The organism is Neobacillus sp. NRS-1170 (assembly GCF_050468025.1).
This window is the reverse complement of the sequence record NZ_JBITPF010000019.1, coordinates 100,868-123,624: the sequence shown is the minus strand read 5'-3', so window position 1 is coordinate 123,624 and position 22,757 is coordinate 100,868. Positions and strand designations below refer to the sequence as shown.

Annotated in this window: 22 protein-coding genes and 1 pseudogene; 17 read left to right on the top strand and 6 right to left on the bottom strand. The window is 38.5% G+C overall.

The genetic code is table 11. The annotated features are described in order from the left end of the window. Positions 1-79 precede the first annotated feature (79 nt). Both ACIFOT_RS08150 and ACIFOT_RS08145 read left to right on the top strand, forming a co-directional pair. A complete protein-coding gene (locus ACIFOT_RS08150; protein WP_430063816.1) occupies positions 80-775 on the top strand; it encodes a helix-turn-helix transcriptional regulator in 696 nt (231 codons plus the stop codon). 28 nt (positions 776-803) lie between these two features. Next, complete coding sequence (locus tag ACIFOT_RS08145) at positions 804-1,004, top strand: CDGSH iron-sulfur domain-containing protein (RefSeq protein ID WP_430063815.1); 201 nt, start codon at positions 804-806, stop codon at positions 1,002-1,004. 97 nt (positions 1,005-1,101) lie between these two features. On the opposite strand, the gene ACIFOT_RS08140 is transcribed toward ACIFOT_RS08145, so the two are convergent. The 5 genes from ACIFOT_RS08140 to ACIFOT_RS08120 all read right to left on the bottom strand — a co-directional run bounded on the left by ACIFOT_RS08140 (position 1,102) and on the right by ACIFOT_RS08120 (position 5,184). Next, positions 1,102-1,893: a COG4705 family protein gene (locus ACIFOT_RS08140; protein WP_430063831.1), complete on the bottom strand. Its 792-nt coding sequence runs from the start codon at positions 1,891-1,893 to the stop codon at positions 1,102-1,104. A 112-nt stretch (positions 1,894-2,005) separates the two neighbouring features. Further along, positions 2,006-2,602 (bottom strand): DedA family protein, encoded by a 597-nt coding sequence (locus ACIFOT_RS08135; protein ID WP_430063814.1) that lies wholly within the window; start codon positions 2,600-2,602, stop codon positions 2,006-2,008. A gap of 24 nt (positions 2,603-2,626) precedes the next feature. Further along, positions 2,627-3,316 (bottom strand): polysaccharide deacetylase family protein, encoded by a 690-nt coding sequence (locus ACIFOT_RS08130; RefSeq protein ID WP_430063813.1) that lies wholly within the window; start codon positions 3,314-3,316, stop codon positions 2,627-2,629. Between the two features lie 15 nt (positions 3,317-3,331). After that, entirely contained in the window at positions 3,332-4,000 is a 669-nt protein-coding gene (locus ACIFOT_RS08125; protein WP_430063812.1) for a TVP38/TMEM64 family protein, read from the bottom strand. 11 nt (positions 4,001-4,011) lie between these two features. Further along, positions 4,012-5,184: an MGDG synthase family glycosyltransferase gene (locus ACIFOT_RS08120; RefSeq protein ID WP_430063811.1), complete on the bottom strand. Its 1,173-nt coding sequence runs from the start codon at positions 5,182-5,184 to the stop codon at positions 4,012-4,014. 326 nt (positions 5,185-5,510) lie between these two features. Here ACIFOT_RS08120 and ACIFOT_RS08115 point away from each other — a divergent pair, with 326 nt between their 5' ends. The 11 genes and pseudogenes from ACIFOT_RS08115 to ACIFOT_RS08065 all read left to right on the top strand — a co-directional run bounded on the left by ACIFOT_RS08115 (position 5,511) and on the right by ACIFOT_RS08065 (position 18,985). Further along, on the top strand, positions 5,511-6,230 hold the full coding sequence (locus ACIFOT_RS08115; RefSeq protein ID WP_430063810.1) for a response regulator transcription factor: 720 nt from the start codon (positions 5,511-5,513) through the stop codon (positions 6,228-6,230). Further along, positions 6,220-7,800 (top strand): ATP-binding protein, encoded by a 1,581-nt coding sequence (locus ACIFOT_RS08110; protein ID WP_430063809.1) that lies wholly within the window; start codon positions 6,220-6,222, stop codon positions 7,798-7,800. The genes ACIFOT_RS08115 and ACIFOT_RS08110 overlap by 11 nt, the downstream gene beginning before the upstream one ends. 195 nt (positions 7,801-7,995) lie before the next feature. Further along, complete coding sequence (gene rlmD / locus ACIFOT_RS08105) at positions 7,996-9,375, top strand: 23S rRNA (uracil(1939)-C(5))-methyltransferase RlmD (protein ID WP_430063808.1); 1,380 nt, start codon at positions 7,996-7,998, stop codon at positions 9,373-9,375. 483 nt (positions 9,376-9,858) lie between these two features. Continuing rightward, complete coding sequence (locus tag ACIFOT_RS08100; RefSeq protein ID WP_430063807.1) at positions 9,859-10,188, top strand: hypothetical protein; 330 nt, start codon at positions 9,859-9,861, stop codon at positions 10,186-10,188. A 169-nt stretch (positions 10,189-10,357) separates the two neighbouring features. Then, positions 10,358-10,531: pseudogene (locus ACIFOT_RS08095) on the top strand (SRPBCC family protein); the annotation flags it as partial. A 155-nt stretch (positions 10,532-10,686) separates the two neighbouring features. Continuing rightward, on the top strand, positions 10,687-13,857 hold the full coding sequence (locus tag ACIFOT_RS08090) for an ATP-binding cassette domain-containing protein (protein ID WP_430063806.1): 3,171 nt from the start codon (positions 10,687-10,689) through the stop codon (positions 13,855-13,857). A gap of 131 nt (positions 13,858-13,988) precedes the next feature. Continuing rightward, a complete protein-coding gene (locus ACIFOT_RS08085; RefSeq protein WP_430063804.1) occupies positions 13,989-16,061 on the top strand; it encodes a sigma-70 family RNA polymerase sigma factor in 2,073 nt (690 codons plus the stop codon). 118 nt (positions 16,062-16,179) lie between these two features. After that, complete coding sequence (locus tag ACIFOT_RS08080; RefSeq protein WP_430063802.1) at positions 16,180-16,575, top strand: VOC family protein; 396 nt, start codon at positions 16,180-16,182, stop codon at positions 16,573-16,575. A gap of 113 nt (positions 16,576-16,688) precedes the next feature. Then, positions 16,689-17,186: a DUF1456 family protein gene (locus ACIFOT_RS08075; protein ID WP_430063800.1), complete on the top strand. Its 498-nt coding sequence runs from the start codon at positions 16,689-16,691 to the stop codon at positions 17,184-17,186. A gap of 13 nt (positions 17,187-17,199) precedes the next feature. After that, a complete protein-coding gene (locus tag ACIFOT_RS08070) occupies positions 17,200-17,907 on the top strand; it encodes a M48 family metallopeptidase (protein ID WP_430063798.1) in 708 nt (235 codons plus the stop codon). Positions 17,908-17,944: 37 nt separating this feature from the next. Then, positions 17,945-18,985 carry a DUF1835 domain-containing protein gene (locus tag ACIFOT_RS08065; protein WP_430063796.1) on the top strand — a complete coding sequence of 347 codons (1,041 nt, stop codon included), beginning with the start codon at positions 17,945-17,947 and terminating at the stop codon, positions 18,983-18,985. A 21-nt stretch (positions 18,986-19,006) separates the two neighbouring features. Here the strand turns inward: ACIFOT_RS08065 and ACIFOT_RS08060 are convergent, their stop codons facing one another. Continuing rightward, on the bottom strand, positions 19,007-19,507 hold the full coding sequence (locus tag ACIFOT_RS08060) for a hypothetical protein (RefSeq protein ID WP_430063794.1): 501 nt from the start codon (positions 19,505-19,507) through the stop codon (positions 19,007-19,009). Between the two features lie 94 nt (positions 19,508-19,601). On the opposite strand from ACIFOT_RS08060, the gene ACIFOT_RS08055 reads away from it, so the two are divergent. The 4 genes from ACIFOT_RS08055 to ACIFOT_RS08040 all read left to right on the top strand — a co-directional run bounded on the left by ACIFOT_RS08055 (position 19,602) and on the right by ACIFOT_RS08040 (position 22,668). Next, positions 19,602-20,183: a vWA domain-containing protein gene (locus ACIFOT_RS08055; protein WP_430063792.1), complete on the top strand. Its 582-nt coding sequence runs from the start codon at positions 19,602-19,604 to the stop codon at positions 20,181-20,183. A 275-nt stretch (positions 20,184-20,458) separates the two neighbouring features. After that, positions 20,459-21,235 (top strand): transporter substrate-binding domain-containing protein, encoded by a 777-nt coding sequence (locus tag ACIFOT_RS08050; RefSeq protein ID WP_430063791.1) that lies wholly within the window; start codon positions 20,459-20,461, stop codon positions 21,233-21,235. Positions 21,236-21,298: 63 nt separating this feature from the next. Next, complete coding sequence (locus ACIFOT_RS08045; protein WP_289986307.1) at positions 21,299-21,943, top strand: amino acid ABC transporter permease; 645 nt, start codon at positions 21,299-21,301, stop codon at positions 21,941-21,943. After that, complete coding sequence (locus tag ACIFOT_RS08040; protein WP_430063790.1) at positions 21,940-22,668, top strand: amino acid ABC transporter ATP-binding protein; 729 nt, start codon at positions 21,940-21,942, stop codon at positions 22,666-22,668. Before ACIFOT_RS08045 ends, ACIFOT_RS08040 begins: the two co-directional genes overlap by 4 nt. Positions 22,669-22,757: the final 89 nt, after the last annotated feature.

Here is a 22,757-nt window from a genome sequence, read left to right as displayed (position 1 = left end):
AACTTTATCAATAAAAAACTTGAACTATTATTAAAATTCATGAATATATTTTTAAAAAGAACAGCAGGGAGGGGAAATTTTGAGTTTCCATGCCGAGCATCTATCAGAACCAAGGCAGAGGATTATTCATGTCATAAAAAGTAATGGGGCAGCTTCCATGAGTGAAATAGCTTCGGTGTTGGACATTTCTGGTGAGGGCGTACGTCAGCACCTTCTTCAATTAGAAAGGGATGGCTGGGTCAGCCGTTTTGCTGAAAAAAACAATGGCATTGGCCGTCCGCATATCCGCTATCATTTAACCACAGCTGGAGAGCATCTGTTTGAAAAAAATTATGATCATTTAACAATCGAAGTTCTTGATACAATGGTCAATCATCTTGGAGAGTCTGCACTTAAACAAGTACTTTCCGCGATGATTGAAGAAAGAGTTCGTGAATGGGAACCGAAATTGGCGGGGTTAACCACCCTCGAAAGATTATACGCACTAAAGGATTTTTATATGAAAAGCGACTTTTATATGGAAGTTGTACAAAAGGGTGAAGAATATTATCTGATTGAGAGAAATTGCCCTTTTCACAATGTGGCCTTAAAGCGGCCCATCCTTTGCAGTGTTACGGTATCAGTTCTTACTCTTTTACTTGGATGTACCGTAAATAGAGTACAGCGCCTTCAGAATGGAGATGGCTGTTGTGCCTTTCATGTGCAATTAAATGAACCTGTCGATGGTAATACTCCCCGTATCATCATGGAGGATGAAAAGTCCAATTCAAAATAAAAAATAAGATGCTAGGAGACTGATAGACATGGAAAATCAAATTAAAATCTCGGACAATGGTCCACTCGCCGTTACTGGTGACTTCCAATTGGTCGATGCGGAAGGGAATGAATTTCCGAAAAAGGCAAAAGTGTATTTGTGCCGCTGCGGCCTTTCGGGTAAAAAGCCGTTTTGTGATGGATCCCATAAGAAGGGTGGATTTGAGAGCAGCCCAAGAGCTTCTGACTGAAAGTAACTCCACAAAAAAGAAAGGCGCCGATTAGGGCGTCTTAGTTTTGAAATTTAAGAATCACCATGAATACGTATAATTTGGCATTTGATTCTTGTTAGTTAGCAAGCGGGCTCTGGTCTCTTCTCGTTTTAGTCAGATAAGTTACCAAACATAGAATCACTACAAGGAAGACAATGCTTGTTCCTGTTGTCCCTAAACCAAGGCCGCCATTATGATTTGATTGCGATAGATAGTCACCAACGGATGCCCCAAACGGACGAGTTAAAATGTAGGCGATCCAGAATGCGAGGACCGAATTCATTTTGAAAAGATAGTGAGCAATGGTTACAATTCCAATTACGGCTGCAAACATCAATGCTGAATTTAAATAACCAAGGTTAAGTCCTTCAGAAATCCAGTCACCAGCTGCTGTTCCCAGTGCAAAGGTAAACAGAATGGCCAACCAATAAAATGCTTCTCTTTTAGCAGTATAGATTGAATGGATAGACAACGTTCTTTCGCTTAAATACCATGCCAGAAAAGAGACGGCCATTAATACAAAAAAGATAGCGGTTGTGATATTTAACGGCACCCCTAAATTATCGGCAAGATTATCCGAACCCAGTGTTCCAACAACACTTATTAAAACTACCGCAAGCCAGTAAATGCTTGGTACGTACCTCTTTGTCCTAAACTGGAAGAACAGGGCTATGATTAAGAGAACACTCATGAAAATGGTGGTGTTCGTAGGACCAAAATTTAAGTTATCATTCAAAAAGTCCGCAGCCGTTTCTCCGACTGTCGTTGCCATGATCTTAATAATCCAAAAGAATATGGTAACTTGAGGAACCTTGCTTAACATGTTTTGTCTGTTTGTTTGAATCAAGTTTTCGGCCAATGAGCCCATCTCCTCTTCTAAAATTAATCTGCCGTCATAATTTACTATAGTAAATGGCACTTAACTTCCTATGAAAAATCCATTAAGAAAGGATTAAGTTAATTTGTACTAAAGCATCCATTCATCGCTTCACTTTTTTTCTTCTCCTATTAAAGGCAAGGTACATCAGAGTAATAATAATGGCAATAAAAATCACCGGTGTAACGTATGGATTGGCTGCGCTATTGATTTGATCCCATTTCGCCCCCAAGTTCATGCCAAGGTAGATGAAGAGAATGGACCATGGAATAATAGCCAGAACCGTGTAAATGCTGAATTTGGTAAAGGGCATTTTTGCAATACCTGCGGGAATGGAAATAGCATGTCTAACCACCGGGATAAATCGAGCTGTAAAAATAACTCCAGAGCCATATTTACTAAACCATTCTTGTGCAACATCTATATGGGATGGGCGGATTAAGATGTTCTTTCCGAATTTATCCAGAAATGGTCTTCCGCCATACTTTCCGATCCAATATAAAAACCACTGGGCAATAACTCCCCCGATTGTACCTGCAACAACCGCTCCCATAAATGAAATTTTTCCGATTGAAATTAAGTAACCTCCATAGGCCAATACAATTTCACTTGGGATGACCTCGACCATTAAACCTAATGCAATTCCTAAATAGCCCAAATTTGAAAGCATATCAAAAATGGTTTGAATAAAATGTGACATCTCAATAAAACCTGCCTTTTTTATTTACAATTCATCCATTCTCACACAAGACATCCCCCGGCTTGACAATTCTTTAAAGACGACTTTTAATGCATGGATAGTGTTCATCGGAGCATCTTCATCCGCTCCAGGAGTTTCTCCACAATCATGCAGAAGGATAACATCACCCCTTTTTATGTTGCCTAACAGCCTTTTTTTCACCTTTTCACTTCCGCCTGTACTGCTCCAATCCTCTGCCATTACCGACCAGTGGATGATCTTGTACTTTTTCATTAGAAGAAAGTCCAATAACGTTAATAAGCCCCATGGCGGACGATAGTAGACCGGACGTTCCCCTGTAATGTTTTCAATTATAGAAGCAGTCTTGCTTAAATGTCTTCGAAGCGTCCAAGGGGCCATTACCCAATTGGATTGGTGGACGTAATTATGCATGCCGATAAGATGTCCCTCGTTATGCATTCTTGCGATTAACTCTGGGTATTTTTCTGCTTTAGAACCCACAACAAAAAAGGTCGCTTTTATCTTATTTATTTTTAACAAATCCAATAGCTGCGGCGTATAGATTGGATTTGGACCGTCATCAAAAGTAAAGGCTATTTTTTCAGAATAAGCTTTCCGCTTTAATGCCCCGATACCGAAAACGGCAGTGAAGACATAGGGAACCAGCCAGTACAATGCCAGCAATACCAACACAATCATCATAATCTTAACCATTTCCTGCACTCCCTCCTAATCCATTTTTTTACGAAGGATGATGCTTAAAATCGATGACAAAATAAAAAGGCCACCGCCAATAACAAACGGTAAGAATTTCCCATAACGCAATCCTGCAAATATGGTGCTAACTGATATCGTATAAGGCAGGATTCCTAAGGCCGTCGTCCAGATAAAAGCTTTTCTGCTCGCTCCTAAGATACCTGCCGCATAGTTAATGAAATGATAGGGAACCAACGGGACAAAGCGGATGATCAAAAGTCCGATATCCCCTTGTTTTTGCAGCCAGCGATCGATTTTTTCCAAATAGGGTTTGGCCAATGGTTCAATCAGCGGACGAGCAATCCATTTGGATAGTTGATACGCTAGGACTGCGCCGAGAATCCCGCCTATCCAGGAATAGAATCCACCGGCAACGGGACCGTATATTTCGATCAGAAATAGCGAGACAAATTCGCCAGGTGCAGGGATGACATTGACAACTGTTTGAATCATGATTCCTACTAAAATCCCGAGCACACCTAAATGCCGAATGGAATCCAGCCATATTTTTGCCGTACCTGTATGAAGTAAATATACGTAAAGTCCTGTTAGAAATAAGAATATCAGCAAACTTCCAATCGATAGTGACCGAGCTGCCGGAGACTTTTTAAACTTGTATGATTCGTGCATGACATTCTCCATCTTTCACCTTCTCATTGCCCCATTGACAAGATATTGGCCGTGACTGGCACCATAATCGGCACTTGCATCAATACTTCTACTGATGCAAAGGCTGATTCTTTGGGGTGGAATTGTTTTGAGTTCTCTCTCATTTGTTGAAGCAGATTTGGATTGCTCAATATTTTGGATAATTGATTGGTTAAATCACGATCGGTTGTGGCTTGAATCGCTACTCCGGTTCGGACTAAAAACTTGGCGTTATCCTCTTCTTGACCAGGAATTGGTTTATAAAGGAGCATCGGCAATTCCATGGCAATCGCTTCAAATGTGGTGACTCCTCCGGGTTTTGTAATCATCAGGTCAGAAATGGCCATTAACTCATGAACATAATTTATATATCCTGTGAGATGAATGCGATGCTTGGAATCCTTTAGCTTTTCTTTCAATTGCATGCGCAGTTTTTCATTATAGCCGCACACAATAATCAATTGGACAGGGTTCGGCAAATCTTCAAATCCCTTAATAGTGGAACTGCCATCTCCAATCAAGCCGCAGCCGCCTCCCATTACTAAAACAGTTGGCATAAAGGGATCTAACCCATACTTCTCGCAGATTTCCTCTCGTTGAAAGGATTGAGAAAATTGCTGGCGGATAGGAATTCCTGTATTGGCAATTCGATTCTCTTCTACACCCATGTTAATCAGAGCATCACGGACAGCATTTGAGCCGACGATATATTGATCGGTAAAAGGATAAATCCAGCAGCTATGATCGGTATGATCCGTAATGGTTGTGACGGACGGAACATTGGTTAAACCATAGGATTTCAACTTGGACATCACAGCGGCTGCTAATGGAAAGGTACTGACGACGACCGACGGCTGCACTTCTTCAATCAATTTTTTCATTCTCCCGAGCCCCGTAGACAAAACCGTCTTCATCATTTTTGAAAACCTGTTCGCTCTCCGTGTTTTTTGATAAATATAGCCATAGACTTGTGGAAATTTTTTCACTCCTTGCAGATAAAGGAAACGGCTTACTTGATTTGAATACGGATGAACCCACTCCATAAAATCGAAAATTACCGGTTCTAGGGCAGGAAATCGAATTTGGATCGCTTCATGCATGGCATTGGCTACTTGAATATGACCATCTCCATAATTTCCGGTAAGAATTAAAACTTTTTCTTTATTGACTACCTTCATCGATTTCCACTCCTTTAATTTGTTTCTGTGACGTTTCTCTATGTGTTTCGTGTGCCCACATAAACCAGTGGGTCATCTCGAACAATAATTCATGAAAAATAAACATGCGGGACCTTCGGTTTGATAAACATAATCAATGAGAAAGCTTTCGAAGCCCCCTCATCTGTCTTCCTGTATGTTACAAAAAACTTCTTAAGGAAAAATGCCATTCCTTCTTAAGATTTTCTTAATACTAAAATGAGAACTTCAGAAAAACTTCAGAAATTCTTTTATTTTTTCTTAAGAGGAGTAGAGTAAACTTTAGCCATTAGAAAGGAGAGGTATAGATGTCACAAGAAACCATTCTAATCATTGATGATGAAAAGGAAATTCGTGATTTAATCGGGATTTATCTTACTAATGAGGGATATAACGTACTGAAAGCAGCAGACGGAATAGAAGGGTTACAATACCTGGAGGAAAATACGGTTCATTTAGTGGTTTTAGATATCATGATGCCACGAATGGATGGCATTCAAGCCTGTTTAAAAATCAGGGAAAACAGAAATGTCCCTATTATTATGCTGTCTGCGAAATCGCAGGATATGGATAAGATCATGGGGTTAACCACCGGGGCGGATGATTATGTAACCAAGCCGTTTCAGCCTTTGGAATTAGTGGCAAGAATCAAGTCACAGCTCCGTCGTTATCTCCGTTTAAATCAAACGGATGGGGCACCACAGCAGCAGCATCCTGTCGAACAGATGGATGTCATTACGATCGATGAGCTGTTCATCAATGTTTCTACGCATGAGGTCATCGTTGAAGGAAAAGAAATAAAGCTAACACCGCGGGAATTTGCCATTCTAGAACTTTTGGCGCGGAACCCAGGTGTTGTGTTCAGTACGGAAAAAATCTACGAACGGGTATGGAATGAAGCCTTTTATGAATCAGAAAATACGGTCATGGTTCATATCCGTAACCTGCGCGAGAAACTTGAGAATAACCCGCGGAACCCTCGTTATATAAAAACAGTTTGGGGGGTCGGCTATAAAATTGAACAATGAGAAACGGCCTCCGACTGGCAGCTATTTGAAAAAGCCGGTCCATCTAGTGAAGACAAGCATTCGCATTCAGGTGATTTTAGCCTTTGCATTTTGTATTGTCATTTCCGTGCTTGTCGGATTTGTCTCAAGCCCCTTCTTTGTTAGTAAAGATAAACGACTTGATTTTACAGAAGGAATTGTCACAATCGACGAAAGCGCACGAGAATTGGTTAGACAATTTAAGCAAATGAATCAAGATATTAACGGTCTTGTCATTGAATTGGGGGACGAGGACCCTGATTTTAAAAATAAGTTTCTCAACCGCACTGGGAGCGGGGAGTGGCTATCTGTTTCAAACGGAAACGCTTCGTTCTATCATTTGACCAAAAATGAATTAATCGATTACTTAATCAATACGCCTAAACAACAAAACAATCTCAATACAGTCATTACCGATTTGGATGGGAAGATATTATATAAATCAAACGGTGTGAGTGATACACGAGTAGACCTTCAACTTGAGATCAAAAATGCGAACAAGACTTTCATTGGTAAAGAACATGATGAGAATTCTACGATTACAAGGCTTTATCCAATAACCCTGGATGGAAATAAGAACTATATTATTGTCAGCGGTATTCCTAAATCTACTGCTTTTTATGAGGAAGAGACCGGTGTTACTCCCTATCTTCTTGGACTTGTTACGTTTATTCTTTGTTTTTATTTGATAACCAAACGAAAAATGAAAGAAATTGAGGAGCTCGCTTTAGGGCTAATGGAAATAGCGAAGGGAAATTTACACTATAGAATTCGGGAAAAAAGCAGTGATGAACTTGGTTCTCTGGCCACCAATATCAATTACATGGCTTCAGAATTAAACGAAATGATTGAAAGGCAAAGGCAAACAGAAAAAATAAAGGATGAACTTATCACCAATGTTTCCCATGATTTACGCACACCTTTAACTTCTATCATGGGCTATTTAAGGCTGGTGAAGGATCATCAATTCAAAAATAAAACGCAATTAGATGAATATGTGGATATTGCCTACGGAAAATCAGAGCAATTGAAAAAATTAATTGAGGATTTATTTGATTTTACCCGTTTGACTTATGAAGGTGTACAGCTTAAAAAAGAAAAAGTCAGCCTAAACCAAATGCTGAGGCAGCTCCTGGATGAACTGGATCCTATCGCAAAAGATAACCATGTTAGCTTTATGACGGATCTGCCAAAGGAACAAATCATGATGGCGGTCGATCCGAATCAAATGGTGCGGGCATTGGAAAATGTGCTAACCAACGCCATCAAGTATAGTACCCCGCCTGGTGACATTCATGTCAGCTTACTTCATAACAAACATGCAGTTCAACTTTCAGTATCCAATCCGTGTCAAACCCTCTCTGAAGAAGAGGTTGCTAGATTATGTGATCGTTTTTATCGAGTCGATCCTTCACGTTCCTCTAACAAGTCCGGGGCAGGATTAGGATTAGCCATCACCAAAAGTATCATCGAATTGCATCATGGAACCATTGATGTCAGTTACAAAAATCATGTTATTTCCATATCGATTACACTGCCATTTCATGATTAAAAAACAACAGGCCCCATGGTTATTATTTTTATATTTATATAAACAAAATAGTAAAAATAAAAAGGAAGAATTTAAAACTAGCATCAAATTACCTCTGAAATCAGCGAAGTAGTTTGCGAATGCAGGCTCATTTCGTATTTCTGCTCATTCTGTGATACAATTCATCTAGTCAAAACGGAGCAAAGGAAGAAGCGAATGAGCAGAACATTGCCAGTAAATAAGAATGATTACATAGATGTAGTTTTTGAAGATTTAACCCATGACGGGGCTGGGGTGGCCAAGGTGGAAGGCTATCCGATTTTTGTTCCGAATGGGCTGCCAGGTGAAAAAGCAAAAGTAAAGGTTATCAAGGCCAATAAAGGCTACGGTTTTGGGCGCTTAATCGAGCTTTATGAAAAAAGCCCGTATCGGGTGGATATTCCAAACAATGAAAAGCACAAATATGGCGGCTGCCAGCTTGAGCATATTAGCTATGAAGGCCAGCTTCAATATAAGGAAAATCAAGTTCGTCAGGTATTGACGCGTATTGGTAAACTCGAGGATGTTATCGTCCATCCGATTCTAGGGATGGACAACCCTTTGCAGTACCGGAACAAAGCCCAGGTACCGGTCGGGGAAAAAGATGGCAAGCTGATTGCTGGATTTTTTAAGCCAAGGAGCCATGAAATTGTTGATACGGATGAAAGTGTGATTCAGCTTCCGGAAGTGAACGAAGCGGTACAGGTCATGAAGGAAATCTGCAGCGAACTTGGTATTCCCGCTTATCAGGAAGAATCGCATAAAGGTGTACTAAGGCACATAATGGCAAGGTACGGAAAACAAACTGGTGAACTGATGGTCGTGATTATCACAAAGACTTCAGAAATACCTCAGCAGAAAAAGCTAGTAGAGGAAATTATCGCCCGCCTGCCAAAAGTTAAGTCGATTGTCCATAACGTCAATTCCAAGCGGACAAACGTTATTTTAGGAGAAAAAACGACTGTCTTATGGGGGAACGAAGTCATCTATGACTATATTGGCGACGTGAAATTTGCGATTTCTGCGCTATCCTTTTACCAAGTGAACCCGGTTCAGACGAAGGTGCTCTATGATAAGGCGCTAGAGTATGCAAACTTAAGCGGAGAGGAAAATGTCATTGATGCTTATTGTGGAATCGGAACGATTTCATTATTTTTAGCACAAAAGGCGAAGAAGGTTTTCGGCGTAGAAGTGGTTCCAGAGGCAATTGAGGACGCCAAACGGAATGCAGAATTGAATGGGATTAAGAATGCAGAGTTTGCGGTCGGGGAAGCAGAGATTGTGATTCCTAAGTGGTATAAGGAAGGCATTGTTGCAGATGTACTTGTAGTCGATCCGCCACGCAAAGGCTGTGATGAGGCATTGCTGCGGACGATTATTGATATGAAGCCTAAAAAAGTTGTTTATGTTTCCTGTAATCCAGCAACGTTAGCGAGAGATTTAAGAATTTTGGAAGACGGTGGCTATAAAACCGTTGAAGTGCAGCCGGTGGATATGTTTCCGATGACCACGCATGTGGAGTGTGTATCGCAGCTCCTTTTAAAGGAAGGCAACTAACCCTTTGGGAGTTGCCTTTTTAAGGTCCTTTAAATTTAGTTATTAACTAAAGATAGTGTTCACATAATTGTAAAAAAGCTTTAGATAAGACTAAATTCATTTGAAATGTAATGTGATATTATTTTTTCTGTAGGGAGGCAGCAAAATGGAATCAAGACAATAAAAAAATTATTTATTCAAATTTTGGTGTTTCTGTCCCTCATAATTTTCCCCATCATAACGATGATTTCATGAAATCCTTAAAGAATGTTAACAACAAATAAATTATGCAACGTTCATGAACAACCTCTTAATTGATTCTTCACATTTTTCTAGCATATCATCCTTTTTCCTTCCATTAGCTTTCAACAAAAATTTCCTAATTTATAAACAAAAGTGAAAGGAGTGGTAAATCATGTAACCTATTTATTTTCATTTAAAAGCTTGCAAAGGAAAAGTATATCATTTATGGTTTACAAATTTATTTTACAAGGAGGATTTTAAATGGGTCATGATATATCAGGATACAATAAAGCGGGAGAAGAAATTGCTTATGCCCGTTTTAGCATGGGGAATTATAATGCAATCATACTGTACAGTTTACTTGATTCAAATAATTACTATGCAGGAGTTAGTGGATCAGGCGGCAGTTCTACCTTTTCAAGACTACAAATTGAAAAAGCTTTGAATGACTACAATCAATTATTTAATAATAATAATTCCCTATCAGAAAAAGATTGCTTACCTTGGGATCAAAAGCAAATCCTTAATTTCATACTAAACTGTTTAGCAACAGCACAAAAAGAAGAGAGTGTAAAAGTGTATTTTGGCTAACGTGTTTCATATGTAACTATTTCCCTTCAAGCTTAATTCAATCCTATGAATTGCTTCTTATCTCCCAAAAAAACACATCATTCAAACCTTCCATAAAAAATCTTCCTTTATTGTAAGAATCTTATATTATGAGAAAAAAGAATAATAGCCCTATTTTGAGCCTTATAAGTTATCTTACACATGGGTAGGTGGCCCAATCAACACTACAGTCACATGGACATTGAAGGAAGAGGATGGAACAACCTACTTACATCTTGAACAAGCAGGATTCGAAAAAGAAGATCAAGCGTTCAATGGTGCGAAATATGGTTGGGCGAAAATGAGCGAGATCTTAAAAAGCTAGAAATGTAAGACCAAACCTATGCTAACGTATAGGAAAAACAAACGGCTCAGTATAAAACTGAGCCGTTTTGATTCGAAAAAAACTCAAGCAGATTTATTTGAAGTTGTGCTAACATGGCAATACTAGATTTAGAGAATGGAGAGAGAGGAAACCTGATGAAAATCAATCAATTAATTGCCAACAATATAAACCGTTTAGATTGCCTATTGCCGGAGGATCAATCGCTAGGAATTGCTGGTTTGTCCGGGTCTGGTAAAACCACCTTTTGTCAAACCATTGGTGAAGAATCCAAGAAACGTCTCGTTTCCTTATTGCCTAAGGCTGAATATCAGTATTTGTTTTCAAATATAATGGAAACGAATTTTAGTGCCATTAAGATGGAAGATATGCCTTTAGTACTTTTTCTAGGGAAATCATCGATTTCTTCGAATCCGCGTTCAACGATTGGCACCCATACCGGCGTTTTTAAAGAGATTAGAGAGAGGCTTGCAGAATACTTTCATCTTTCGCCAGAAGTTTTTTCCTTTAATAATGAATTAGGCTGGTGTCCGGCTTGTAAAGGACGCGGAACTACCAAAAATGTCGAATGCCCAAAGTGTAAGGGCCGGCGCTATAATCAAGAAGTTGAGCAGAAACAAATCGAATTATTTGAAAAACCTCATAGTATTTCCGACATCAATGAACTAAGCATTGAATCCATCCTTTCCTTAGCAGAGGAATTACATATTAGTGAAGCGAAGCAGCATATTCTCCAAAATATCATCAATATGAATATTGGTTACTTAACATTAAATCGCATCATGGGTACATTGTCAGGAGGGGAATTAACAAGACTTTACTTGGCAGAATTTATGGCGGCAAGTGTTAATACAGTGATTATTATTGATGAAATCTCCGTTGGTCTTGATCACCAAACCCTATTGAAAATTTTAGAACAGATTAAACAATTGGGTTATAAAAATCAAATTTGGCTGATTGATCATTCTGACACGGTACTCGATACAGCTGATGAGCCATTGTTCTTTGGGCCAGGCAGTGGTAAATACGGCGGAAAAATTGTCGAGGAATCACCTCGTCCAAAACCTGTTTTTTGGGAACGAAATCAAGCATCGCCAACAGAATACTATCAATTTCATGATCTTTACTGTCGTAATATTCAAATGGCTGAAATTCAGATTCCCAAAAATAGACTTGTAACGTTTACGGGGGAGTCTGGATGTGGTAAATCGACCCTTGTAAATGAGTGTATCTCCAAGGATTTCCTGAAGCGATATCCAAAAGATAAACTGGTCATGGTAGGGCAGGACCGAAATCAATCGATTACCAGCCGGTCAACGGTAGCGACATTTCTGGATATTAAAAAGAAACTCACCAAATACAGTGACGAAATTGATGATATTTTTCAGCGCTCTATTGAAGATATTATTGAGGAACTGCCAAAGGAAGACATCGCTCATAAACGTTTGAGCTTATTGATCAAATTAGGACTTGGTTATTTGACGTTGGAAAGAAAAACACAGTCCTTATCTACTGGGGAATTTCAATGTGTCCATTTAGTTTCTGAGCTGTTTGCAAACTCAAGAAACCCGCATACGCTGTTTATTTTTGACGAGCCTTCAAAGGGGTTGTCACAAAATATTTTAAACCAATTTATTGATAGTGTCAGGGGCATTCTCCAAGATGAATCTGTTTCGATCGTGATGATTGAACATAACGCCTATATGCTGGAAAGCTCTGATTTTATCGCTGATTTTGGTAAAAGACAGCTTGAACCTGTTCGCCATCTTGATGTTGTCAGTCATGATGATTATTATCGTGAACAAAACGGTACTTATGGTGTTGCTTCATTGCATATTTCTTCAACACTAGCTTCGAAAAATGGCATTACCTACTTAAAAGAAAATCATATTGGCTATTTTAAAAATGCAGAAAACGTCTATAAGGGCGGCATCTTAAAAAGTTTATCATCAATGGCCCGTTTGATTTATGGTGAATACGAATCTGAAACCATCGCCCCCGTCATCGCCATTGATCTTGAAAGGCATTTGTATAGTCAATATAGTTTTCTTTATGAAATTGGCGGTTTGATCAACCATATTGTGGCTGCACATCCGACCAATAAAGATACAAGAAGCTTCGATTTCTATTATCAAGAAAATCATTGTCCAAGCTGCTCTGGCCGCAGGGTAATTGAGAAATTTGATATTGATGTGGTCATCCAGGATAAAAACGCGCCATTCTGGGATGGTTTATTGCATCCAGACGTGATGGAGGTATTAAAATACTTTCAATATCCCAAATTGCAATTCCTATTTGATGAGATCAAGAATGAGCTAGGTCAAGATATTAGTAAAAGCTATAATGAGATGACAGAGGATGAAAGGCATACCTTTTTATATGGTTATTGGGAAAAGTCATTTTATGATAAAGCAGGCAAGGCTTCAAGAACATGGGAAGGCTTCAATATCATCATTGGGCGGTATATGTTCATTTCGAAATCTATTATTAAGGAGCATATGAAAGCGTCAAAAGAGATGATTACTTGTCCAGTATGTCAAGGCACCGTGCTGAACCATCATAAAAAGCTAAGATTTGGTGACATAGATATCCGTGAGATTATCCATCAACCAATTGATCAAGTCATCAAAACGGTAGGAAAGCTGCCACAACTGGAAAAACTGAAATCCATTGTTGGCGGTGATATGGTGGTGACTGAGGATGTTTCTTTTCTGTCAAGGGAGACACAAGTGAGGCTGAAAATGCTGGAACTGGAGTTGGCGAGTTTTGCCGGCTATGAAGTGGTTTTACAAAATGCCTTGCCATTCTGGGACAATATTAAAGGCAATATCGAAGCCATTTGCCATAAAAACCAGATTACCATCTGTGATTTTGCCAATATTGCCGAAACAAGAGAAACCATTATTGATAAGTATTTTACCAATGGAAAATACAAAAAACTAACGTATGTCTATGAAGCGTTTGGTTATAAAAAGATTGTTACCCAAATCAATAAGATTAAAGCAAGTCATCCCTGCCCATTCTGCAAAGGGAAGAAAGTCATTTCAGAAGATAATCTCCATGATGGGGTCTATAAATTATCTGTACCATGCGTTAGCTGTTATGCAAGTGGCATCAATGAAGAAGGACGAAAGGAAATGGTCGATGGTATTGATGTGCAAACATGGCTCACTGGTAAAGTAAGAGATACTGTGGCTGAAAGCTTACAAACGGAGGATGTTGCTGATATTCCAATATTTAATCGAATTCGTGAGTTGAATAAACGAGATATGATGGCGGTTTACCAATGTCTTGAGAGAAACAATTAATGTAAGTCAACGATAGAAAACTCATTTGCAATAATTGCAAATGAGTTTTTTATGCTATTATGAAGGTAAATATAGGAAAAAATGAGTCATGCTCTTTCGTTTAAAGAGAATTTTAAAGGGGGGACACATTTATGATTCCAGCAAAAATAGATCCCATTTCAATCACTCCGATAAGAGAAAAAGGTGTGGGAACCATCGTCGATTGGTTCGATCAACATAAACATTCGTTCTATACTCTGGGTTGGTCCTATCTTAATAATCAACAGGAAATGGAAGAGCTTTTTTACCGGTCCATTATAAAAGTCCACAAGGAGCTGCCGCGATTTAAAGGGGAAACATCATTCGAAACATGGGTTACATCCATTTTCATTCATGCCTGCAGGGAGCTTTCTGATAATAGTAGTTTAAAAGCTTCAGAGGAAAGTGAACAACATAAGGATTTATTTAAAGCGCTTGATCAATTGAAAGGGTACGAGAAAGAAGCAGTGGTCCTCACATATGTAAAAGGAATCTCTCAGGAGGAAGCGGCACAACTTCTCCAAGTTTCAGTGGAAAAGATGAAAGAGCTTTTGTTTTCCGGAATCCAGTCACTTAGAAAAGAAATGGGAGATGGAACACCCTATAATGGCTGTAAGGAGTATCATAAGGATTACATTGATTACTTAGAAAGAACTCTAGATCGATCAAAAAAAATTGGTTTAGAGATACATATTTTTCATTGTCAAGACTGTCAGGAGGATTTGGCTGCCTTTCAGGATGTCATGTTAACCATGTCGAATCTTTATGAACGGTTGGAGGATTTCCATGTGCCAACTGATTTCATGGAGAACGTCAAAGCTAGGCTGGCAGAAAAAGAAAAGCACAGACAACAGAAGAACAAGAAACGTAAAAAAATGAGCATTGTTCTTGCATATGTTATCGCAATATTAATAGGTATAGAAGTTTTTACGGGGTTATTTTCCAACGTCTACTATACATGGACTGAAGAAGATCAAGAGTTGCGTGCCTTTCTGCAGCAGGACCTGGGTGAAAGGCTAAACCTGGAAGCGGAAAGCGATGGAGTGAAAATTAAAATCAAAGGCGCGGTTGCTGATGATGTTCAGACGCTTGTTTTTTATGAAATAGAAGATACAGCTGAAGACAATCAATATGTGATAGAGCCTCAAGAGGGTTTTTCTGTGGAGAACGAACATGAAATCATGAATAGTGAAACATATCCAAGGTACTATCCACCTGACCTTAAATCAAATGAAAATAATAAAGAAAAGAATGTGTATCGTGGAAAGGTTGGTCTGCTGCCACTCAAATCGGATAACGGGACCATCAAATTTAAGATCACAAAGCTTCAGAAATTGAATCGTGATTCCTCTGACAAGAATGGTTTGAGGGCAAACGAGAACATTGAATATAATACAGGGGTATGGAACTTCGAGATCCCTGTAACAAAAAAGCCTTCGATCGAATATGCATTGGATCAAGAAACAGAAGTCGAGGGGATCCCGGTTCGATTTGATAAACTAATCATTGCTCCAACAGCGACGATTCTGCAATATGCTATTAATAATGAACGGCCAGGTAAGCGTATAGACGTTCTTAATTTTGACAGTCTAGAAGTGAACAATAAAAAAGTGAAAGCTGATATGTATGGCAGCACTTTTATGGATTCACATCAAGACATGAATTGGACTACTCTTAAAACACACTTTGACCCTTTTATTGAAGAAAAACCTAAAGAGGTTATCGTTCAATTTGAATCTGTAAATTTAACGGTTGATGATAATAAAAACATCGAATTGGATATTACTCAGAAGTATCCTCAAACTTTTCAGTATGCGGGAAGTAAAATCTCCATCGACAAGCTGGAAGTTGGAGAGCCTACCATTGTTGTCATAAGCAATTATGAAATTGAGAATCGAGCGTATGAGGCGCTTAACTTCAATATTTTGAGTGAAGATGAAAATAATCTTGGTTCAATGGAAATGAATTCTGAAGGAGTACTCGTTGATAAAAACGGGGTGGAATATGGTAACGGTGCGATTGTCCCATACGAGAAAATCGAGCAGCCCCGCTATTTCTTAACCGTTCAAAGCATGGAGTTACGGGGGATCAATACTGGAGAAAAAGTGATTCCTAAAAGGCTGGAGATTTATGGATATAATACAACAAAATATTTGGATGATGTTGTGAAGATTTCGTTGGAATAACATATTAAGTTAAAATATGATTGAATATTTTTACAAGTTTTTCACGATAATAGAGAGGAAATTGAAAGCGAGCATTGAATGATTTAAGAGAATTTATTATTAAAAATGGGAGGCAATTATGGGGAGATTAGTACATTTCGAAGTCCATGTGAGTGACATGGAACGGGCTAAGAAGTTTTACGGTGAGGTGTTCGGCTGGACATTCCAAGATTGGAGTGATTATGCGGGTATGCCTTACTTTGGAGCCGTGACTGGCGATGAAAATCAGCCTGGAATCAATGGTGCATTAATGCAGCGTCAAAGTGCTCCGCCAGAACCAGGTCAAGCACTAAATGGTTATGCTTGTACAATGGGTGTGGAAAACTACGATGTAACGGAGTCCAAAATTCTGGAGAATGGCGGCAAGGTAGCGATGCCTAAGTACGCCTTGCCTGGAATGGCATGGCAGGGATACTATATTGATACTGAAGGAAATATATTTGGGATTCATCAGCCAGATGCGAATGCGAAATAGAATTTTTTCATAAGCATCCATTCTTTTAGCTGCTGGATTACACCAAGATAGCTTGATATAATAGTGCCTGTTGCCTTTGGTGACAGGCATTATTTTAAAATCGGAGGTCTATTGTGGATAATAATGATATTTTAATTCGCTTGAGATATGCGCTGGAAATAAAAAATAAAGAAATGGCTGAAATATTTAAGCTTGGCGGTGCGGAAGTATCCGTTCCAGAAGTGATAAAGATTCTTACAAAATCAGATGAAGATGAACTGGAAAACGACGATCAAATCAAATGTAATAACAGTATGTTCGATTCCTTTTTAAATGGCTTTATTATTTTTAAAAGAGGAAAACAAGAACCCAAACCAGGACAGCCTGAAACACCTGTACAGGTGTCACCAAAGAGCGTAAACGTTAATAATCTCCTGTTAAAGAAAGTAAAAATAGCTTTATCGTTAACTACTGAGGATATGCTGGATATATTCGAAAATGCAGGAATCACAGTGTCAAAAGGAGAACTCGGCGCTTTATTAAGGAAAGAAGGACATAAGAATTATAAGGAGTGCGGAGATAAATTTGCTAGGAATTTCTTAAAAGGTCTAGCGATTAAATACAGGGAATAAGTGCATTAAAGTTATGATACATACCTACTCTGGTAAGACGATACGTTTTGAGATAAAGTACAAAAACCGAACCTCTATAGGGATTATGATAGATAGTTATGGAAATGTGGAAGTCCAGGCTCCAAAAGGGACCCCTGATGAAAGGGTGCTTCAGTTATTAGAGGATAATTGGGATCTCATTCAGCAAAAATTAAAAGAAATGAAAGATAGGCTGCAAGGACCGCAGAAAAAGGTCTATGAGCCTGGTGAGAGTTTTCTTTATTTAGGGAACACCTATCCGATCCAGATTTTTCAGGAGAAAAATATCGAGCAGGACTATGTGGTGTTTGAAGGTGATAAGTTACATATATATGTGAAACAGCTTGAAGATGAGAAAATAAAACACGCAATGAAGCGCTTCTATTATCAGCAGTCCAAAGCCTTGGTAGAGAAGAGTATCAACCGATATCAAAGAAATTTCAAAACAAAGCCGCGTTCTATACGTATCACGGATAGCAAAACTACTTGGGGGACCTGTGATTCAAGGCAAAAGTTAACCTTTAATTGGAGGCTGGCAATGGCACCGCAGAAGGTAATCGACTATGTGGTCGTACACGAAATGTGTCACATGGTCCATCTGAATCACGACCGCTCCTTCTGGCGACTTGTTGGGAAAATCATGCCTAATTATGAGGAACAAGAAAACTGGCTGACATTATCAAATTGGAAAATGACAGTTTAGATTTTAAAGCAAGTTAAGATGATAAGAGGTTTTCAAAATGGATTTTGACGAACTGAAAAAGGTAGTAAAGGATATGCCTGAAAGGGACGTAAGATCATACTTGTATCATATTCTCATAAATATTAGCTTTTTGGAGGATAAAGCATATTCATTAACAAAGTTTTCTGATGACATGAAGAGAATTTATGAATATATTTTAAATCCTGAAAAACCTGTAGATCCTTTAGAAATTCTAAAAGAAGAAAATATTAAAAAAGTCCACATACTCTTTGGATATGGCTATCTAAAATCGATTTTGAAAGAAATGGGATTTGATAAAGAAGAGCCTGTTATTACGTTTCAAGATAATTTTGCAGTTGGGCCGATTAAGAAATTGCATGAAGAAAATGGCAATAAAACAAGATTTGAATGGACTAAAAACAGCTTTCATAATCATGAAGAAGAGTTTGAGGAATATTATGAGATCTTCCAAAGAGCCATAATACAAATCAACGCAATTCCTAATGAAGTCCCGATTCAAATATGGGTATCCGAAAATGCCCATGAGCAAACGGGACTTCTTTTTGTCCTGTACTTGTTAAGGGCAAGAACAAATAGCATTTCGATTATTAATACAGCAAAAGTGTATGGGGACCTATTTAAGAAGAAAGCGAAAAAATATGCTCCATTTTACTCTAGTGGAATCATTTTAGAAGATTTGAAAGCTATATACGAATCTGTACAAGAAAGCTCTAGGTATTTGACAGTGGATGAACGGAGTCATTTTGAAACTGAGTGGTTAAATCTATCTGAAGTGAGTGGAACATTAAGATTGTGGGAAAATGGTGAAATAGTAAGTGTTTCAGAAAATTACTATGATGAATTTATCATAGAAATGGCCAAAAAGTTATCGGGCAAACGAAAGAAAAAAGTATTTTTTCATGCGCTTCGATTAATCGGCGAAGTGTATGGACGCATTGAACAATATGTCGGAGATGACTTTTTGGAATATAGACTTAGAAAATTAATCGAATATGGAATTTTTGAGTATGAAGGCAGCTTGGAGGCAATGCGAACGTATAGTATTAGATTAACTTAAAAAAGCAAAGGGGCGATCCCTTCACTCTACCACGCCAACCAACGGTTTCAAACTGAAGTAGTCCAAGGCGTGATTGACGGAATGGATATCAAATATTTTTTTCTCGAGACAAAATTGAATGACTAAATCAAATGTTTCACTGTCAGACAAAGAGAAACCGGCTGAACTTAACAGTTTATCGGTTTCTTTTTTATTTAGTTCAAGAGCCAGCGCCAAAGCAATCGTGGTATTTTTTCTAGGCCGATATTCAGGGTTCGAGCGAATTTTGGAGAAATGCCTGCGGTCAATTCCTGCTTTTTTGTAGACTTCAGAGTCACTAGCCCCTTTTTTATCAATAAGGGCGAACAATGCCTGATTAAAGGTTGGCTTACGCTTGATTTTAATAAAATCCTCAATCTCGCTATTTTGTATATCCTCAGAAAAAATAATTCCTTCAATATGACTTTCCGTTTTAAAAACCACTCTGTTCAAGTGTGTCTCTACATATTCCTGCAATTCTATTAAAAGATGCTTATCCAGCATAACTTCCCCTCCAAAAATGTCGCCTCTGAAGCGACCAAATAATGGATGAACTCAAATATTATTATAGTATAAACGAATGGAAAGGATGATAGGAATGAACAAGAATTTAACAGAAATTATTTTCCTGCTGGATCGAAGCGGGTCGATGAGTGGTCTTGAAAGTGATACGATTGGCGGGTTTAATGCTTTTATTAAAAAACAGGGGCAAATGGCAGGCGAAACCATCGTGACAACCGTACTTTTCGATGATCGGTATGAAATTTTATGGAATGGCATCGATGCCCATAAAGCCAGATTAACGGATAGGGAATATTATGTTAGGGGCTGCACCGCACTGCTGGATGCAGTTGGGAAAACCATTTTAGATGTTGGTTATCGATTATCCAACAAAAGCGAGGATAAAAGACCTGGAAAAGTCATTTTTGTCATCACAACTGACGGGATGGAAAATGCCAGCCGTGAATTCACCTATAAAAAGGTGAAAGAGCTAATCCAACACCAACAGGAGAAATATAACTGGGAATTCATCTTCCTCGGTGCAAACATGGATGCGGAGAAAGAGGCGGACAGCCTTGGAATTGACATGGAAAATGCTTATAGCTTTGAGGCTTCGGAAAAAGGTGTCGAAGTAATGTACGATGTGGCATGTAGAGCAGTATCTGAAATGAGACAATGAAATAGAAAAAAGCCCTATTACATAAAAAGTAGTAGGGCTTTTAATTTAACAATATTATTCAAAATTTATTATGTATTCAAATTAATATTTGTAAAACCTCTTAAAATATAGCAGCGACAAGGGTGCAGCACGCCCTTGTTATATTTATTCACTAAAAAGAATTTATATTCCAATAATTTATACTTTTTAAATGATTAATAACTATGCTATATTAGTAAGGGAATTTCAATATATTCTGCTAAAAAGAATTATCAAAAAATATAGGGGTGACTTAAATGAAGAAATTGGGTTTATTAAGCTTGTTTCTGATTCTAGCAATCTTTATTGCTGCTTGTGGAAGCAGTGATACAGCAGGTGAGAAAGAAGAAAAAGGCAGCGGCAAAGTATATAAAGTTGGTGTCGATACGACTTATCCTCCATTTGAATTTAAAGAAGGAAATGATTATAAAGGAATTGATATTGATTTAATCAATGCGATTGCGAAAAACCAAGGCTTCAAAATTGAACTTTCTCCAATGGACTTTGGCGGAATTATTCCAGCTATGCAAGCAAATCAATTAGATGTTGCTATTGCTGGTATGAGTATCACGGACGAAAGAAAGAAAGTAGTCGATTTCTCAACACCGTATTTTGATGCAGGATTAACAGTGGTTGTAAAAAATGATAATTCAACTATTAAATCTGTTGATGACCTAAAAGGTAAAACTGTTGCTGTTAAAAAAGGAACTACTGGTGCGAAATATGCACAGGATAATGCAACTAAGCTAGGAATCAATGTTGTTCAATTTAACGACAGCCCGGCAATGTTTCAAGAAGTATCAAACGGAAATGCTGATGCACTTATTGAAGATTATCCAGTAATCTCTTATGCTATTGCCCAAAAAGACCTTGGCTTAAAAATCGTTGGTGACCGCTTAAATGGAGACCAATATGGAATTGCCGTACTAAAAGGACAAAACCAGGACCTATTGAAAAAAATTGATAAAGGTCTTGCTGAGCTGAAGAAGGATGGAACTTACGATAAAATCATTAAAACTTATCTTGGTGAATAATAGATAAGCCAAACCTAAGGCGCGCGAACCTGCGCGCTTTCTTTTTGAAAGGGGATGATTAGGATGGATATAATTTCTGCAGCATTGCCTATTTTATTAAAAGGGCTACAAGTAACCCTCTATATATTTGTAATAGCTATTATTCTAGGTTTTTTAATTGGGTTGGTAGTGGCCTTATTACGATTAGCACCAATAAAGATTTTGAACTGGATTGCAAAGATATATGTTGACGCGATACGCGGAACACCATTTATTGTTCAATTATTCTTTATTTATTTCGGTGTCAATTCCCTTCATATAGTGTCATTAAATAGTACAACAGCTGGGATTATCACGGTTGCCATCAATGCAGGGGCATATTTTGCTGAGATCATTCGCGCTGGTATTCAGTCAATTGATAAGGGGCAAACGGAAGCCGCAAGATCGATTGGTTTTACAGCCTCCCAAACCATGCGCTATGTCGTGCTTCCGCAGGCTTTTAGAAGAATGCTTCCTACCATTACGAACCAGTCTATTATTAGCTTAAAGGATACGTCTCTTTTATCTGTTATTGGGATAGCCGATTTAACTCAGCAAGGACAAATTCAGGCATCGGCAACCTTTGAAGCTTTCAAAATTTGGCTGGCTGTCGGTGTGATTTATTTTATCATTATCTATTTATTAACCATTCTAGCTAATTTCATCGAAAGGAGGATTCAGCTTCGATGAGTATTATCACTGTTAAAAACTTAAGAAAATCGTTTGGAAAAGTAGAGGTTTTAAAAGATATTAATGCCGCAGTCCAAGAAAAAGAGGTAGTTTGTGTGATCGGTCCTTCCGGATCGGGAAAAAGTACCTTCCTCCGCTGTTTAAATCGCCTTGAAGAGATTTCAGGCGGCGAGGTGGTTATTAACGGCCATGATATCACGGATTCGAAAATCAATATTAATAAAGTAAGGCAAGAGGTTGGGATGGTTTTCCAGCAGTTCAATCTCTTCCCGCATAAATCAGTGTTAGAAAATATCACGATGGGTCCAATTAAAATCCTTGGAGTGGAGAAAGCAGAAGCGGAAAAAATGGCACTTGAGCTGCTGAGTAAAGTTGGCCTGCGTGAAAAGGCCAATAGCTATCCGGGGGAACTTTCCGGGGGACAAAAACAGCGTGTTGCTATAGCAAGAGCATTGGCTATGAATCCGAAAATCATGCTATTTGACGAGCCAACCTCAGCACTAGACCCAGAAATGGTTGGAGATGTTTTGGAGGTCATGAAACAGCTCGCAAAAGAAGGCATGACCATGGTGGTTGTTACCCATGAGATGGGATTTGCTAGAGAAGTTGGCGATCGAGTCATTTTCATGGATGGGGGATATATTGTAGAAGAAAATGAACCAAATGAAATATTCAGTAACCCTCAGCATGAGCGTACCAAAGCGTTCTTAAGTAAGGTACTTTAAAGTTGAATAATTAATGTTTTTAAAAAAACCCAGTCATTAGACTGGGTTTTAGTTTTAATTAGAGTGCTGCAGCATATGATTGAATATCT

Excerpts from the sequence above, each read along its gene's own strand:
- ACIFOT_RS08145 (WP_430063815.1), top strand. The coding sequence starts at position 804 with ATGGAAAATCAAATTAAAATCTCGGACAATGGTCCACTCGCCGTTACT.
- ACIFOT_RS08140 (WP_430063831.1), bottom strand. The coding sequence starts at position 1,893 with ATGGGCTCATTGGCCGAAAACTTGATTCAAACAAACAGACAAAACATG.
- ACIFOT_RS08135 (WP_430063814.1), bottom strand. The coding sequence starts at position 2,602 with ATGTCACATTTTATTCAAACCATTTTTGATATGCTTTCAAATTTGGGC.
- ACIFOT_RS08130 (WP_430063813.1), bottom strand. The coding sequence starts at position 3,316 with ATGGTTAAGATTATGATGATTGTGTTGGTATTGCTGGCATTGTACTGG.
- ACIFOT_RS08125 (WP_430063812.1), bottom strand. The coding sequence starts at position 4,000 with ATGGAGAATGTCATGCACGAATCATACAAGTTTAAAAAGTCTCCGGCA.
- ACIFOT_RS08120 (WP_430063811.1), bottom strand. The coding sequence starts at position 5,184 with ATGAAGGTAGTCAATAAAGAAAAAGTTTTAATTCTTACCGGAAATTAT.
- ACIFOT_RS08115 (WP_430063810.1), top strand. The coding sequence starts at position 5,511 with ATGTCACAAGAAACCATTCTAATCATTGATGATGAAAAGGAAATTCGT.
- rlmD (WP_430063808.1), top strand. The coding sequence starts at position 7,996 with ATGAGCAGAACATTGCCAGTAAATAAGAATGATTACATAGATGTAGTT.
- ACIFOT_RS08100 (WP_430063807.1), top strand. The coding sequence starts at position 9,859 with ATGGGTCATGATATATCAGGATACAATAAAGCGGGAGAAGAAATTGCT.
- ACIFOT_RS08090 (WP_430063806.1), top strand. The coding sequence starts at position 10,687 with ATGAAAATCAATCAATTAATTGCCAACAATATAAACCGTTTAGATTGC.
- ACIFOT_RS08085 (WP_430063804.1), top strand. The coding sequence starts at position 13,989 with ATGATTCCAGCAAAAATAGATCCCATTTCAATCACTCCGATAAGAGAA.
- ACIFOT_RS08080 (WP_430063802.1), top strand. The coding sequence starts at position 16,180 with ATGGGGAGATTAGTACATTTCGAAGTCCATGTGAGTGACATGGAACGG.
- ACIFOT_RS08070 (WP_430063798.1), top strand. The coding sequence starts at position 17,200 with ATGATACATACCTACTCTGGTAAGACGATACGTTTTGAGATAAAGTAC.
- ACIFOT_RS08065 (WP_430063796.1), top strand. The coding sequence starts at position 17,945 with ATGGATTTTGACGAACTGAAAAAGGTAGTAAAGGATATGCCTGAAAGG.
- ACIFOT_RS08060 (WP_430063794.1), bottom strand. The coding sequence starts at position 19,507 with ATGCTGGATAAGCATCTTTTAATAGAATTGCAGGAATATGTAGAGACA.
- ACIFOT_RS08055 (WP_430063792.1), top strand. The coding sequence starts at position 19,602 with ATGAACAAGAATTTAACAGAAATTATTTTCCTGCTGGATCGAAGCGGG.
- ACIFOT_RS08050 (WP_430063791.1), top strand. The coding sequence starts at position 20,459 with ATGAAGAAATTGGGTTTATTAAGCTTGTTTCTGATTCTAGCAATCTTT.
- ACIFOT_RS08045 (WP_289986307.1), top strand. The coding sequence starts at position 21,299 with ATGGATATAATTTCTGCAGCATTGCCTATTTTATTAAAAGGGCTACAA.
- ACIFOT_RS08040 (WP_430063790.1), top strand. The coding sequence starts at position 21,940 with ATGAGTATTATCACTGTTAAAAACTTAAGAAAATCGTTTGGAAAAGTA.